The following is a 13,650-nucleotide window of genomic DNA, read 5'->3' as shown; positions in this document are numbered from 1 at the left end:
GGGTCTGCCGAGTGGTCATGCCGGAGACGCTATCCTACATATCCTATCGGCGAAATAGGAGTTCCAATTAGTGGGATTCGCCGGTCGAAAACGTGCCGGGCCAGGCATTCGCCCAGCCCGGCACGAGAAACCGGATGCTCGCGTCAGCCGGCCCGGACCGTCTCGTTGCCGTACCGTTTGCCGGACTCCCCGTCGGCCGACAGAAACCACCGCGCCGCCTGCCACCGCTGCCGCCACCGATCCTCGGTCATCCCAGGCTGGTCGAGGTGGTGGCGGGTGTTGGCCAACCGCCGCCCACCGCGCACCACCCGCACCCGACCGTCCTGCCAGTCCCGCATCGCCGCGGCGTGCCGGGCCCGCAGCACGCCCAGACGGCGACGCTTGCCGAACCATTCCGAGCGCGAGCGGTACCCGCCCGGGGCACGTTTGGTGCCGCGTTGGCCGATCGGCTGGGCCAGGCGGTGGGCCAGCATCGCGATCCCGGCCTCCAGGCCACGGATGTGCGCGTCCAGCCTGCGCCGGGACAGTGCCCACTGATCGTGGCTGGCCCGGGTGATCGAACCAGCCCACCGCGACGACGACACAACGGTCAGTGAACGCTTCCGCTCAGCCCACCGGCCGGCGTCGTGACCGAGACCGTCACGGCAACGGGCCTTCAGATCCCCCGACGCCAGCCCGCCCAGATGCTGCCCGACCAGCACCAGCACCCGCTCATCGGCCGGAGTCAGGTGTTTGGGCCGGTCACGGACCGACACACCCGAAGGCCCCGCCGCCACGAACGGTGCAGCAACCGCACGCAACACCCGACCCCGCCCGCTCAACCCCGACCACCACCGGCAATCGACACAGCACTGCCATGCCCGCACAGCGCCCATGTCCAGCTCAGGCCACAATGACCCGACCACATCGCTTTGCGGCGGACATCCATATCAGACAGATCGGAACCCTAGCCTTCGCGTACGACAATGCCCCATGCCCCCACATGTCAACGCCCAAGGAAGGTCGGCCAGCGGGCCGAGTCCACATACGCACTACCTGACCAGACGCCTCGGGCGGCCCGCCGAACCGGCGGGTCGCCCGAGTGATCGGTGTGTCAGGCGTCGACCCGCTCGCGGTTCGGGGCGGCTTCGACCGGGGCGAAGGCCACGGTGCGGGGCGTCGTAAAGGCGTGCACGAAGCCGGCGATCGACAGCAGGGCCAGCACCAGGGCGGCGAGGTAGGCGACCAGCGCGGCCTGGCCCGCCTTGACGCCGAACTCGCTGAACCCGTAGGTGGTCAGCAGCAGGCCCCGCAGGGTCTCGCCCTTGAACACGGTCTCCCGCTGGGCGGTGACGTCGGCCAGCTGCTGCTGCAGCGCGGCGAGGTTCGGGTCGTTGTTCTTGGCCGCCTCGGCCACCTGCGTGCGCAGCTGCGCCTGCGGAACACCGAGGTCGGCGTAGGTCTTGCCGTTCGCGGTGTTCTTCAGGTGCAGGCCGATGAACTCGTTGGCGTACACCTCGGCCTGCTTGCCGGTGGTCATCTTCTGCCCGGCGTACTCGACCAGGCCCGGCTGCTCGCGCTCCTCCGGGGTGAGGGTGTCCAGGGTCTTGAACGTGATGTTCTGCTGGGTGAGCTGGTCGGCGACGTAGGTGTTGGCGAAGTTCGCGTTGGCCGACAGCACGAGGCCGGCGACGGTCAGCAGGATGGCGATGGCCACGCCGCCGAGGCTGAACATGAGGTCGAGGGTCCTGCGCTTCATCGTCGTCTCCTTGGACGTCGGGGGTCTGCACACAGAGTCCCGCCCGTCACACCTGTCACAGCAGAGTTCGACGGCCCCTCGTCACGGGACCAAAGACTCCCCGCCGACCGGACCGTGGACCCGCCTATCCTTTGCGGAGCTGCGCATTCGTCGAGAGGGGCCTGGCAGTTGAGCGGGGAGCACCGGGTCGTGATCCGGGTCGCGGGAAACACCGGCGGTCCGGCGTTGTTCGCTCTGCGCGCCAAGGGCTACCGGGTCGAGCTGAGCTACCTGCTGGACAGGCCCGGCGAGTACACGGCCGAATACACCGCCCTGAAGGACGGCCGCCTGTTCAGCGCCGGAACCGGGGAGGAGCTGCTCGGGCTCGTCGCGATGTGGGAGACGCGCGGCGACGGCTGGCGCACCGGCACCGACGAGGAGCGGTCATGGCACGACGCCCTCATGGAGGCGGCGACGGTCCATGACCGCGACGGAAACGTGGTCGACGACAGCTGAATCCCGCGTACCTCAGTCGACGGTGACGACCTGCTCGAACGGCAGGATGTCCGGATCTCGTGGTCGTCGAGCAGGAACACACGGATCACCCCCCGCATTCTCCGCTCCGGCCGCCCGCCCGGGTAGGGACCAAAGACCCGTCACCGGCCGGGACCCTCGCCCCGCCCGCCACGGGCCCGCCGGCACTGCCCGCCGCGCCGCGCCGGGCGGACAGTGAGGGCATGACAGCAGTCGAGACGAACCGCGAACAGGTGCTGCGCGACGCGGCCCGCACCGCGCTCGCCGCGCCGTCGGTCTTCAACACCCAGCCGTGGCGCTGGCTCGCCGGCCCGGACGGGCTGCGCCTGTACGCCGACCGCCGGCGCCTGCTCCCGGTCGCCGATCCGGTCGGCCGCCTGCTGACCGTCAGCTGCGGGGCCGCGCTGCACCATGCCCGCACCGCCCTGGCCGCGACCGGCCACGACGTGCAGGTGCGGCAGCTACCCGACCCGGCCGACCCGGACCTGCTCGCAGAGCTGCGCATCGTCGGCCCGCACCGGCCGCAGCTGGCCGAGCTGCAGGCCTACGCGGCGATCAAGCGCCGCCGGACGGACCGCCGGCCGTTCACGTCCGAGCCGGTGACCGAGGACGCCTGCTGGGCGCTGATCCTCGCGGGCGAGCGGGAGCACGCCCACGTCCACCTGGTCGACGTCGACCAGATCCCGGTGCTGGCCATGGCGGCCGTGCGGGCCGGTGCGCTGCAGCTGTCCGATGCCGACTACCGGGCCGAACTCGCCGACTGGACGCACCGTCCACCGTGGAGCGGCGAGGGCGTGTCCACCGAGACCACGGTACGGGCGGTGCAGCGGCGGGTGCCGATCCGCGACTACGCGCCGTTCGGCGGCCAGACGATGCACCCCGGCCGCGACACCGACGCCGGAGCCCGCTACCTGATCGTCTTCACCGACGACGACACCCCGTCCGCGTGGCTGCGGGCCGGGCAGGCGCTGTCCGCGATACTGCTCACCGCCGCCGTACACGGTCTGGGCAGCGCGCCGATCAGCGACGTCACCGAGGTCGCCGACACCCGCGACGAGCTGCGCCGGCTGCTGCCGGGCCTCGGCGAGCCGCAGGTGTGCGTCCGGGTCGGGCACCCCCAGCCCGGCGGACCACCGCCAGTCATACGGCGGGCCGCCGAGGAGTCGATCAATCCCGTCACCCCGACCGGAGACAGCCGTTGACCGATGCCGTCGGTGAAGGCGCGGCCGTTCAGAACCCGGCGCTGCCACCGTCCGAGCCGTAGAAGGTCGCGTCGTCGAACTGCTTGCCCGAGCCCTTGCCGCGCTGGCCCGACCGGCCGAGGCGAGCGCTCTGCCGGGACGCGGCGCGCACGGCCCGCCGGGCCTGCTCCAACGGCGTGCGCGGCCGTCGTCGGCGCAAAATCATGATCACTGCCAGCAGTGCGATGCCGATCGCGCACAGCGGCGCGGCGATCGCGAGCAGCAGAAAAAGAAGGTCCCCGTTCATGGCGACACCGTAGGAGGGTGCCGCAACGGCGGCCTTGCGATCAGGTGTTCACCGGCCGCGCCGCTTCTGAGGGGTGCGGGGGTTGGGTCCGCCGCGCCGTGCGGGCGTCCGCCCGGACGCGGGCGTGGCACGGGGCGCGGCCTTGGCCGCGGGCCGCGCGGGCGGTTCGGCCTGGGCGCGGCCGCGGGTGCTGTTCGCGGTTCGGCCCCGGACGATCCCGATCATCTCCTCGACCAGGTCGGTGTACCGGTCGCGGGCCCACACGAGCCCGATCGACGACGTCGGGGCGTCGGTCACCACCCGGTAGGTGAGGTCGCGGCGGTGGTGGGCGCGGGCCAGCGACTGCGGCACGACGAGCACGCCGACGCCGGCGGCCACGAGCTCGACGGCGTCGGCCGTCGTCTCCGGGCGGTGATCGAGGACGGCCGGGGCCCCTGGCACGCCGGTCCAGTCGATCACGTCGTCCAGGGGGCTCAGCAGCATCTCGTCGGCGAGGTCGGCGACGGTCAGCTCGTCGGCGGCCGAGAGCAGGTGATCGCGCTGCACCACGACGACCGTCACCTCGGTGTACAGCGGGATGGCGTGGAAGACGTCCTGGTCGACCGGCGTCCGGAGCAGGCCGGCGTCGGCCTCCACGGCCAGCAGCGCGGCGGCCTCGGCCGCCTCGGCGGGCTCCACCCGCAGGTCCACCTCCGGCCGGCGCTCGGACCAGACCCGCGCCCACTTGTCGACGGTGACGCCGGGCACGGCCAGCAGGCGGAACACGGGACGGGCGTCCTCGGGGTCGGGCACGGTTACCTCCGGAGCGTCGACCGGCCAGGCACCGGCGTACGGGCAGCGCTGCGGTTGGCGCAACCTGGTCAGGGTACCGGGAGCCCGGTGTCCCCGGACCGGTGACGGCAGGCACCGCGGTCAGTGGCGACCTGCCGGACCGCTAGGCTGAGCCGGTGACCAAGCCCAAGAAGCCCCAGGTGATGAAGGCCGCCACGGCGGCGCTGAAGCTGGACGTGTACCTGCCGGCCACGCCGAAGGAGTTCCAGGAGAGCTTGGTTTCGCGCGAGGAACTCGACGAGCTGCAGCGCAACCCTCCGCAGTGGCTGTCTGACCTGCGCCGCGACGGCCCGCACCCGCGCAACGTGGTCGCCGCGCGCCTGCGGGTGTCCAACAGCGGGCTGGCCCGCGCGGGCATCACCGAGGCGCTCACCACCGCGCAGATCGCGGAGCTGGTCGCGGACCCGCCGGAGTGGCTGATCGCCGAGCGTGCCACGCACGCCGAGGTGCTGCGTGAGCAGAAGCGCCTGAAGGAGCGACAGGAGCAGGAGCCGGTGGCGAAGCCCACGGCCGCCCCTAAGCGCCCTGAGCGCCGCAAGAGCCCGGCCGCGCGGGGCGGGCGCACCGCGCGGCGATGAGGCGCCGCCCGGCCGGGGCGAAGCACGGACCTGGCCGGGAAAAGATCGTTAGCATGAATGGGTGCCGGCTCTGGGCGATCCGTCGGCGGCCGCTCTCGAAGAGGCTGCCTCGGTGTTCGCGAGCCTGCGCCCGCGCCTGTTCGGCATCGCCTACCGCATGCTCGGCAGCGCGGCCGAGGCCGAGGACATCGTGCAGGAGGCCTGGCTGCGCTGGCAGGCCTACGACCGTGACACGGTGCGGGATCCGGGTGCGTTCCTCGCCACGACGACGACCCGGCTGGCGATCAACGCCGCGCAGTCGGCCCGTGCCCGCCGGGAGACCTACATCGGGCCGTGGCTTCCCGAACCAGTCGATACCAGCGCAGATCCGGCTTTAGGGGCGGAACGGGGCGAAGCACTGGAAATGGCGATGCTGGTCCTGATGGAGAAGCTGACGCCGACCGAGCGGGCCGCGTACGTGCTCCGGGAGGCGTTCAGCTACCCGTACCGGCAGATCGCCGACATCGTCCAGGCGACCGAGGACAGCGCCCGTCAGCTGGTCAGCCGGGCCCGCAAACGGGTCGCCGACTCCCCGCGCGAGTCGGTGCGCCCCGCCGAGCAGCGGCCGCTGCTTACCGCGTTCCTGACCGCGGCCCGCAACGGCGACTTCGCCGCGCTGGAGGAGCTGCTCGCCTCCGACGTCGTCAGCTACTCCGACAGCGGCGGAGCGGTGCGCGCCGCCCGTATCCCGGTCGTCGGCCGGACGACGGTCGCGAAGTTCATCGTGGCGTTCTCCCCGCACTTCTGGACCGGGGCCGAGTTCACCTGGATCGAGGCCAACGGCCGGCCCGCAGTGCTGATCTCCCGGGACGGCGTCAGCATCGCGCTCGCGGCGATCCATGCCACACCGGAAGGCATCGACCAGGTCATGTGGGTGATGAACCCCGCCAAACTCGCCCGCATCTCCACCGCGAGCCCCGCATGATCGGCTCGCGGGCTGTCACAGGCGACCCGGCTGCCCTGTCTTAGCTGGTGGAGGGCGGCGACCGGCCGCCCCGGCGCACAGGAGGACGTCATGAAGATCGTGGTGATCGGCGGTACCGGCCTGATCGGCTCGAAGCTGGTGTCCAAGCTCGGCGAGCACGGCCACGAAGCGGTGGCCGCCTCCCCGAACACGGGCGTCAACACCCTCACCGGCGAGGGCCTGGCCGACGCCCTGACCGGCGCGGACGTGGTGATCGACGTGTCGAACTCGCCCTCGTTCGAAGACGCCGCGGTGATGGACTTCTTCACCACCTCCACCCGCAACCTGCTGAACGCCGAGGCGGCGGCGGGCGTCGGGCACCACGTGGCCCTGTCGGTGGTCGGCACCGACCGGCTGCAGGCCAGCGGCTACTTCCGGGCCAAGAGCGCCCAGGAAGAGCTGATCGAGAACTCGCCCGTCCCGTACTCGATCGTGCACGCGACGCAGTTCTTCGAGTTCGTGAAGAGCATGGCCGACGCGGCCACCGACGGCGACACCGTCCACTTCGCCCCGGTGCTGTTCCAGCCCATCGCGAGCGACGAGGTCGCCCGGGCCGTCGGCCGGGTCGCGGTCGGCGCGCCGCTGAACGCGACGGTCGAGGTGGCCGGACCCGAACCGGTCCCCATGGACGAGTTCTTCCGCGACGCCCTGGCCGGCCGCAACGATCCGCGACAGGTCGTCACCGACCCGCACGCCGCCTACTTCGGCGCCGAACTGGGCGAGCGGACCCTGCTGCCCGGCGACGGCGCGGCCCTCGGCGAGATCCGCTACCGCGACTGGCCGGGCCGCGACGGCACTGCGAAATGAACCGTCCTGGAGGAACGATGAATACCCCGACCGGCGACAACGCCTTCCTGCACGACCTCGAGACCGAGGTCAGGGCCGAACTGGCCCAGGCCGCGGCGAGCCTGCCCGAGGAGCAGGCCGTCGAGGCGCCCATGGACGAGTGGATGCTCGATCCGGCGTACACCCAGAGCGAAGAGGTCGGCCTGCGCAACCTGCTCGGCGCGGTGGAGGCCGTGGAGGACACCTCCCGGCCCGACGACGGCAGGCGGAGGCGGGCATGACGGCGGGCCATCTGCTCAACCAGACCGGACCGGACCACGGCGAGGCATACGCTCGGCAGGTGAGCGGCGCTCCAGCACACGCGCACGGCAGCCGGGTGGCCGCGCGGGACCATTGCCTGAGCATGGCGCGCGCCGTCGACCGGCCCACCGGCGCGGCCCGCTACGGGCGCATGTTCCCCGGCCTCGCCCCGCTGGGCACCGACCCGCAGCTGCTGGTGCGCGCGGGCGTCGACGGCGGGGTCTGCGACGCCACGGCGGTCCTGGACCGGCTCAACCCCGGGCGCGACGACGCTACCGAGGCCGCCGGCTGGCCCTTCTTCGGCCAGCTCATCGCCCACGACATCACCGCCGACCGCTCGCCGATCATGGGCGGGGTCGACCCGGAGGCGCTGCGTAACGCCCGCGCCCCGAAACTCAACCTGGAGATGGTCTACTCCGACGGCCCGATCGGCTCGCCGTTCCTGTTCGACGTGCACGATCCGGCGAAGTTCCTGCTCGGGCCGGACGGCGGCGACGTGCCGCGCAACCAGCAGGGCGTGGCGCTGATCGGCGACCCCCGCAACGACTCGCACCTGTTCGCGCTGTCGCTGCACATGGCGCTGCTGCGCGCGCACAACCGCATCGTCGACCTGCTCCGCGAGAAGGGCGTGCCCGAGGCCGACGTGTTCGACAAGGCCCGGATCACCCTCACCTGGCACTACCAGTGGATCACGGTCCACGACTTCCTGCCGCGCCTGGTCGGGGCGGAGCTGGTCGAGCAGGTGCTGGCTGAGGGCGGCCGGTGGTTCGCGCCACCGGCGGGGCAGGCGTACATCCCGCTGGAGTTCGCCGACGCCGCGTTCCGCTACGGCCACGGCCAGATCCGGCACACCTACCGGCTCGTCGACGGCGGCCCCGCCGTGCCGCTCTTCCCGGACCTGGTCGGCTTCGGCCCGGTGCCCGCCGACCGCAGACTCGACCTCGCCCAGATCTTCGACCTGCCCGGCCACCCGCCCGCGCAGCGGGCCAAACGCCTCGACGGGCGGCTCGCCGCCAGCCTCATCGGCCTGCCCGAGCAGGTCACCGGGGCCGTCGACACGGAGGCGTACCGCTCGCTGGCCGTCCGGGACCTGCTGCGCGGCGACACGACCGCGCTGCCCAGCGGCGAAGCCGTCGCCGGGCTGCTCGGGGCGGACCCGCTGACCGCTGACGAGCTGGAGCAGAGCTGGCCGCAGGGCACCCCGCTGTGGTTCTACATCCTCAAGGAGGCCGAACACCGCGGCGGCGGCGACCGGCTCGGCCCGGTCGGCGGCCGCATCGTCGCGGAGGTCCTCATCGGCCTGCAGCGTGCCGACGCCCTGAGCTACCTGAGCCTGGAACCGGACTGGCAGCCGGTCCTGCCGTCCGCCGGTGCGGGCTTCGGCATGGCCGACCTGCTCACCCTCGGCCTCGCCGGCCGGGCGTGACCACGGCGACATCGGCCACCCATCTCATCACGGAGGAATCTCTCATGGCAGGCAGCAACCCGGCCGGCGGGCAGCCGAGGTCGACCGCGTGGCAGACGGCGCTCACCATGCTGCAGGAGGCGCAGCCGCCGTTCATCCCGGCGGGAGCCCACGCGATGACCGTGGTCATCGAGTATCCGCCCGGCGACCCCGGCACGCCGCCGCACCGGCATTCGGGCCCGGCCTTCGGGTACGTGCTGGAAGGCGAGATGCTGTTCGAACTGGAGGGCGAGCCCGAGCGGGTCGTCCGCGCGGGCGAGGTGTTCTGGGAGCCCGGCGGTGACGTCATCCACTACCAGGACGGCAACAACCGCGACGACGCACGCGTGCGCTTTCTCGTCACCATGCTGTGCGAACCCGGCAAGCCGATGCTCGTCCTGGTGGACGACGAGGAACTCGCCCAACGCAAGGACAGGCGTGCGCCTCGGCCGACGTGAGCCGCGAGCACGCGCCACGCGGCCGGGCGGTGGCGGCGAGCGGTCGCCGAACCCCGCGGCAGACTGGGCTGCCGCCCAGGTCGCGGAGGTACGCGACGACCCGCTGCGCCGCATCGCGCTGCTGGCCCGCACCTACCACGGTCCGGAGGGCCGGGCCCCGCAGCACCTGCCGTTCCGGCGGGCCGCGATGTCGTTCATGCGCTGGCAGGCGCGCCGCGGCGTGCTCAACTCCCTCACCGCGCAGCCGCCGGGCAGTCGCTGGTGGCGAGCCGTCAACGACCGGCTGCTGCGCGACGGCTGCGAAGCAATGGCCCGCTCGGGCGGCATGCCGGGCGAGCCGTCGTCACCGGCGGTCGCGCTGTGGACCGCCTTCATCCACCACCCGACGGCACGCAACTGGTACCGGGCCCACAACGCCAGCATCTGCGCCGGCTATCTGGACAACCGGGAGCTCGCCGAACGCGAGTCGATGCCCGAACGCTTCTTCCTCAACGTCGCCCTGCTCCGGGTCCTGTACACGCACGCGCTGGTCGCCGCGCCGAAGCTGGCCCTGGGCAGGCTCGCCGTGCTGGGCCGGCTGCTCGGGGACCCGCGACTGGGCATGGCCGGGGTGTTCCTGTCGCTCGGCCGGGTCCTGCCCGACCGCTACCCGCCGGCCGAGGAGCTGCGCGCCTACCTCGCCCACGAGCACCGTTTGGGCCGGATGCTCGACTACGGCGTGATCCAGCCGCGCCTGCAGCTGCTGTACGAATGGTCGGCGTGCGAACTAGGCCTCCCCGGACTGCGCGACCTCGTACGCGACGGCAACCCCACCTACGCCTGGTCCTACGAGGACCGCGACGTCTGGACACCGCCCGCCGGACCGCTGCCGCGCCTCCTGGGCCGGATCACAGCGGCCCGGCCGTGACGGCGACCGTATGCTGTCGCCCTCACGGAGGGCAGCCACGATGGTGTACGGGCAGAGCGCGACCGAGACGTTCGAGTGCTCGCGATGCGCGGGTGTGGTGACGTACGGCGTGGTCGGCTGGCTGGACGGGGTGCGGATCCGCTGGGACGCCTCGGAGCGGTGCGCCGGCTGCGCGTACGCCGTGGAGAGCCTCCTCGGCCCGAGTGTCGACGGGAGGGACCATGCTCTGCTGCGCGCGCAGGGCGGCTGGTTCGGATTGCAGGTGACCGTCCCGGACGCCGACCGGGTTCGCCTCGTGAAGGAGCTGCGTGCGGCGCTGAACCTGCCGATGTCCGAGGCCGCCCGCATGCTGACCGTGCGGACGGGGCCGCTCGCCTGCGGGCTGGAGCTGGAGATGCGCAGGTTGGAGGCCATCGTGCGGCAGGCCGTCACCGACGCGCGGACCACCGTCGTGCGCGTCGGTGACTGAGCAGGTCCCGACCGGTCAGGTCGTCGGCGGGCGTACGCCGGGTCGGCTCCACTGCGCGGTCGGGCGGCCGTCGAGCCGCCACGGGTGTCCGCTCGCGCGGGGCCAGCCGTCAGGTGATTCCTCCCAGCCCTCCTGGCGGCCGTACACCGTCAGATCGAGGGCGTGGTAGCTGGTCATCATCGCCTCGACACCCCGGCCGGTGGTCCAGTACGTCTCGTAGACCTGGTCGCCGTCACGCAGGTAGCAGGCGATGAACCCGAAGTCGCGCCCGTCGGCCAGGGCCGGATCGCTGTAGCGTGCCGAATACCAGGGGAACGGGTACCCCATGAACTTCGCGAACGCGGCACTGTCGGCGTACGGCCCCTGGCAGAACACGGCGTAGGTGACGTCCCGGGCGTGCAGGTAGTCCAGCAGCTGCACGTGGCAGGTGGAGAAGGTGCAGCCTTCGCACTGCTGCTCGAACGGCTCGTCGTCGTGCCACATGTGGAAGTACGCGATGAGCATCCGGCGTCCCTCGAACACGTCCACCAGCGGGGTCGGTCCGCCGGGGCCCTGCACGGCGACCGGCGGCATCAGGGTCATCGGCAGCCTGCGGCGAGCGGCGGCGATGGCGTCGCCCTCGCGCGTATGGGCCTTCTCCCGGGCCAGCAGTTCTTCGCGGGCCCGCAGCCAGGTCCGCCGGTCGACGACGGGCGGGTTCTCGGCGCGGAGCACGGGGTTCGCCGACATGGTGTAGTCCTCTCGTGAATCGGATCGGTCACGGTTCAGACGAGCGGGGGCGGCTTCCTTCATCGGTCACCGATGAAGGTTCGGTCTGCCGATCGTCAGTACCGTCGTGACGAACGAACTCCGGGAGAACCGCATGTCCGACGCGCCTGACGAGCGGGCCGCACGGCTGCAGGCTGCTTTCGGCGAGCACCGCCGCGACCTGCACCTGCACTGCTACCACCTGGTCGGCAACGTCCCCGACGCCGACGACCTGGTGCAGGAGGCGTTCCTGCGCGCCTGGCGAGCCCGCGACCGCTTCGAGGGACGCGCCTCCGTGCGGACCTGGCTGTACCGGATCGCCACCAACGCCTTCCTCGACAGCCGCAAAGCCGCAGCCCACCGGACCACGCCGGCGGGTGACCTGCTGGAGTGGTCCACCGAGATCGGCCCCTATCCCGACGCCCTGCTCGCCGACGACCCGCAGAGCGGCGTGGCCGCCCGAGAGACCGTCGAACTGGCCCTGATCGCGGCGCTCAGGTACCTGCCGGGACGGCAGCGGGCTGCCTTCGTGCTGTGCGACGTCCACGGGTGGCGGCCGCAGGAGGTCGCGGCCGCGCTCGGCACCCCGGTCACCGCGGTCAACAGCCTGCTCCAGCGGGCCCGCCACACGGTGCGCCACCACGCCCCGGCCGACCCGCGGGACTGGCGGCGGCCGCCGTTGACCCGACAGGACGAGGAGATCCTGCGCCGGTACGCCGACGCGGCCGATCCACCGTCGTTACGCGCCCTGCTCGCCGAGGACGTGCGCATCACCATGCCGCCCGAGCCGCCGGTCGTCGGGATCGACGCGGTCGTGGCGTTCCTCTGCCGCCCCCTCGACTGGCGCACCTTCCCCGGTTCCGCGAATGGGCGTCCCGCGCTGATCTGCTACCTGCGCAGGCCCGGCAGCCCGCGCTACGAGGCCCTGGTCGTCGACGTGCTCCGGATCGAGCACGGAAAGATCGTGGAGAGCAACGCCTTCGTCGGCGCGCACCACGTCGCCGCCTTCGGCATGGCCGCGACGCTGGAACCCTAACCGGCGCAGGTCACCAGGCTGCACCAGCGGCGCATGCCGGCCTCGTCCAGGAACAGCCACCGGCAGTGGGACTCCGTGCAGGACCGTACGGTCAGCCGTCGGGGGTCGGCGAGCAGTTCGGCGGCGCTCCAGGCGGCGGCGTGCAGGGGCAGCCGCAGTCCGGCGTCCAGGCCGGGCCGCCAGCGGCCGCCGCCGGTCTCGTCGCGGGTGTACTCCAGCGTCTTCGCGGCCGCCTCGGCAGCCCTGGCGACCGCGTCGAACGCGGCGTGGTCGGCGTGCCCGTTGAGGCAGGCGTACACCTGTGCGCGAAGTGTCCGGGCCTGCTCCAGGGTCCGGTCGGCCTCGGCCGGGTCGCGGGCGGCGAGCGTGAGCAGACGGGTGACGGTCGGGTCGTCGGCGAGCCCGATGTAGCCGCACCACACGGCGAAGGTGTTGTAGCCGCGCAGCCACTCGGCGCCGGGTGGGGGCGGCGTCGGCAGACCCCAGCCGGCAAAGGTGTTGCAGAAGTCGAGCGCGGGATGCCCGCCGACGGTCCACGGCAGCACCTCCTCGCGGATCCGCACTTCGTACACCGCGCGGCGCGGCTGGTCCAGGCGCGCATCGTTGCGGAGGATGCGACGGTGCAGTTCCTGCAGGTCGGGGCCGGGGTCGACGCCGAGTTCGGTGGCCAGGGCCTTGCGGGTGGCCTCGTACAGCAGCAGGGCGTCGGCCTGGCGGGCGGCGCGGTATTGGGCGGTCATCAGGAGGCCGACGAGCCGTTCGCGCAGGGGATACGCGTCGGCGAGCCCGGCCAGGTCCTTGCTCACGCGGGCGTGCCGACCGAGGGCGAGCTGCGCCTCGGCGCGCATCTCGACGGCGACCAGCCGGGCCTCGTCGAGCTGCCCGTCGAGCCGGTGCCGCAGCGCGTCGTCGGCCACGTCGGCCAGCAGCGGCCCTCGCCACAGTTGCAACGCGCCGTCGAGCAGGGCGGCCCGCACGGCGGGATCGGCGGCGTCCAGCCCCTGCTGCACGGTGCGGTGGAAGTCGGTGACGTCGACCCGGTGGTCGTCGGCCTCGACGAGGTATCCGTCGGCGCGCGTGGTGATGCGCACGCCGTACGGGTTCAGTGCGGCGCGCAGGCGGCCCACGTAGGTGTACACGGCGCCGCGCGCCGAGGCCGGAGCGCTGCCGTTCCACAGCAGGTCGATGAGGCGGTCGATGGTGACCAGGTGCCCGAGGTCGAGCAGCAGCAGGGCCAGCAGGCAGCGTTCCTGGCGGCGGCTGGCGATCTCCACGAGACGGCCGTGGTGACTCGCCTCGAACGGGCCGAGCAGGCGGAACTCCATACCGGTAGGACGCTCGGACCTGCCCGA

17 protein-coding genes are annotated in these 13,650 nt (G+C 72.4%); 11 read left to right on the top strand and 6 right to left on the bottom strand.

What is annotated here, in order from left to right; translation table 11 throughout:
- Window positions 1-143: 143 nt before the first annotated feature.
- Window positions 144-584, bottom strand: coding sequence for a hypothetical protein (locus AB0B35_RS06930; protein ID WP_361041735.1), 441 nt, complete (start codon window positions 582-584; stop codon window positions 144-146).
- Between the two features lie 509 nt (window positions 585-1,093).
- A complete protein-coding gene (locus AB0B35_RS06925; RefSeq protein WP_361041732.1) occupies window positions 1,094-1,738 on the bottom strand; it encodes a hypothetical protein in 645 nt (214 codons plus the stop codon).
- 168 nt (window positions 1,739-1,906) lie between these two features.
- On the opposite strand from AB0B35_RS06925, the gene AB0B35_RS06920 reads away from it, so the two are divergent.
- Complete coding sequence (locus AB0B35_RS06920) at window positions 1,907-2,233, top strand: hypothetical protein (protein WP_361041729.1); 327 nt, start codon at window positions 1,907-1,909, stop codon at window positions 2,231-2,233.
- 221 nt (window positions 2,234-2,454) lie between these two features.
- A complete protein-coding gene (locus AB0B35_RS06915; RefSeq protein WP_361041726.1) occupies window positions 2,455-3,453 on the top strand; it encodes a nitroreductase family protein in 999 nt (332 codons plus the stop codon).
- Window positions 3,454-3,481: 28 nt separating this feature from the next.
- Here AB0B35_RS06915 and AB0B35_RS06910 read toward each other — a convergent pair whose 3' ends face one another.
- Window positions 3,482-3,739 carry a hypothetical protein gene (locus tag AB0B35_RS06910; RefSeq protein ID WP_361041723.1) on the bottom strand — a complete coding sequence of 86 codons (258 nt, stop codon included), beginning with the start codon at window positions 3,737-3,739 and terminating at the stop codon, window positions 3,482-3,484.
- Window positions 3,740-3,787: 48 nt separating this feature from the next.
- Complete coding sequence (locus tag AB0B35_RS06905) at window positions 3,788-4,594, bottom strand: LysR substrate-binding domain-containing protein (protein ID WP_361041721.1); 807 nt, start codon at window positions 4,592-4,594, stop codon at window positions 3,788-3,790.
- 92 nt (window positions 4,595-4,686) lie between these two features.
- Here AB0B35_RS06905 and AB0B35_RS06900 point away from each other — a divergent pair, with 92 nt between their 5' ends.
- The 8 genes from AB0B35_RS06900 (at window position 4,687) to AB0B35_RS06865 (ending at window position 10,515) form a co-directional block, all read left to right on the top strand.
- On the top strand, window positions 4,687-5,148 hold the full coding sequence (locus tag AB0B35_RS06900) for a DUF5997 family protein (protein WP_361041719.1): 462 nt from the start codon (window positions 4,687-4,689) through the stop codon (window positions 5,146-5,148).
- A 61-nt stretch (window positions 5,149-5,209) separates the two neighbouring features.
- Window positions 5,210-6,112, top strand: coding sequence for an RNA polymerase sigma-70 factor (locus AB0B35_RS06895; RefSeq protein WP_361041717.1), 903 nt, complete (start codon window positions 5,210-5,212; stop codon window positions 6,110-6,112).
- A 90-nt stretch (window positions 6,113-6,202) separates the two neighbouring features.
- On the top strand, window positions 6,203-6,958 hold the full coding sequence (locus tag AB0B35_RS06890) for an SDR family oxidoreductase (protein WP_361041716.1): 756 nt from the start codon (window positions 6,203-6,205) through the stop codon (window positions 6,956-6,958).
- A 17-nt stretch (window positions 6,959-6,975) separates the two neighbouring features.
- Entirely contained in the window at window positions 6,976-7,218 is a 243-nt protein-coding gene (locus AB0B35_RS06885; RefSeq protein ID WP_360526388.1) for a hypothetical protein, read from the top strand.
- Window positions 7,215-8,663 (top strand): peroxidase family protein, encoded by a 1,449-nt coding sequence (locus AB0B35_RS06880; RefSeq protein WP_361041713.1) that lies wholly within the window; start codon window positions 7,215-7,217, stop codon window positions 8,661-8,663. The genes AB0B35_RS06885 and AB0B35_RS06880 overlap by 4 nt, the downstream gene beginning before the upstream one ends.
- 44 nt (window positions 8,664-8,707) lie before the next feature.
- Complete coding sequence (locus AB0B35_RS06875; RefSeq protein ID WP_360526382.1) at window positions 8,708-9,139, top strand: cupin domain-containing protein; 432 nt, start codon at window positions 8,708-8,710, stop codon at window positions 9,137-9,139.
- Window positions 9,120-10,046 carry a hypothetical protein gene (locus tag AB0B35_RS06870; RefSeq protein ID WP_361041711.1) on the top strand — a complete coding sequence of 309 codons (927 nt, stop codon included), beginning with the start codon at window positions 9,120-9,122 and terminating at the stop codon, window positions 10,044-10,046. The genes AB0B35_RS06875 and AB0B35_RS06870 overlap by 20 nt, the downstream gene beginning before the upstream one ends.
- Window positions 10,047-10,086: 40 nt before the next feature.
- A complete protein-coding gene (locus AB0B35_RS06865; RefSeq protein WP_361041708.1) occupies window positions 10,087-10,515 on the top strand; it encodes a hypothetical protein in 429 nt (142 codons plus the stop codon).
- A 15-nt stretch (window positions 10,516-10,530) separates the two neighbouring features.
- Here AB0B35_RS06865 and AB0B35_RS06860 read toward each other — a convergent pair whose 3' ends face one another.
- Window positions 10,531-11,244: a DUF899 family protein gene (locus AB0B35_RS06860; protein ID WP_361041706.1), complete on the bottom strand. Its 714-nt coding sequence runs from the start codon at window positions 11,242-11,244 to the stop codon at window positions 10,531-10,533.
- Window positions 11,245-11,377: 133 nt separating this feature from the next.
- Here AB0B35_RS06860 and AB0B35_RS06855 point away from each other — a divergent pair, with 133 nt between their 5' ends.
- Window positions 11,378-12,298: an RNA polymerase subunit sigma-70 gene (locus tag AB0B35_RS06855; RefSeq protein ID WP_361041703.1), complete on the top strand. Its 921-nt coding sequence runs from the start codon at window positions 11,378-11,380 to the stop codon at window positions 12,296-12,298.
- On the opposite strand, the gene AB0B35_RS06850 is transcribed toward AB0B35_RS06855, so the two are convergent.
- A complete protein-coding gene (locus tag AB0B35_RS06850) occupies window positions 12,295-13,623 on the bottom strand; it encodes a BTAD domain-containing putative transcriptional regulator (protein WP_361041700.1) in 1,329 nt (442 codons plus the stop codon). The two genes, AB0B35_RS06855 and AB0B35_RS06850, sit on opposite strands and share 4 nt — an antisense overlap.
- Window positions 13,624-13,650: the final 27 nt, after the last annotated feature.

The organism is Catellatospora sp. NPDC049133 (assembly GCF_040648455.1).
In the GTDB taxonomy this organism is placed as follows: Bacteria; Actinomycetota; Actinomycetes; order Mycobacteriales; family Micromonosporaceae; genus Catellatospora; species Catellatospora aurea.
Note: the sequence above shows the minus strand (reverse complement) of the source record. Positions and strands in the feature narration are given on the sequence as shown.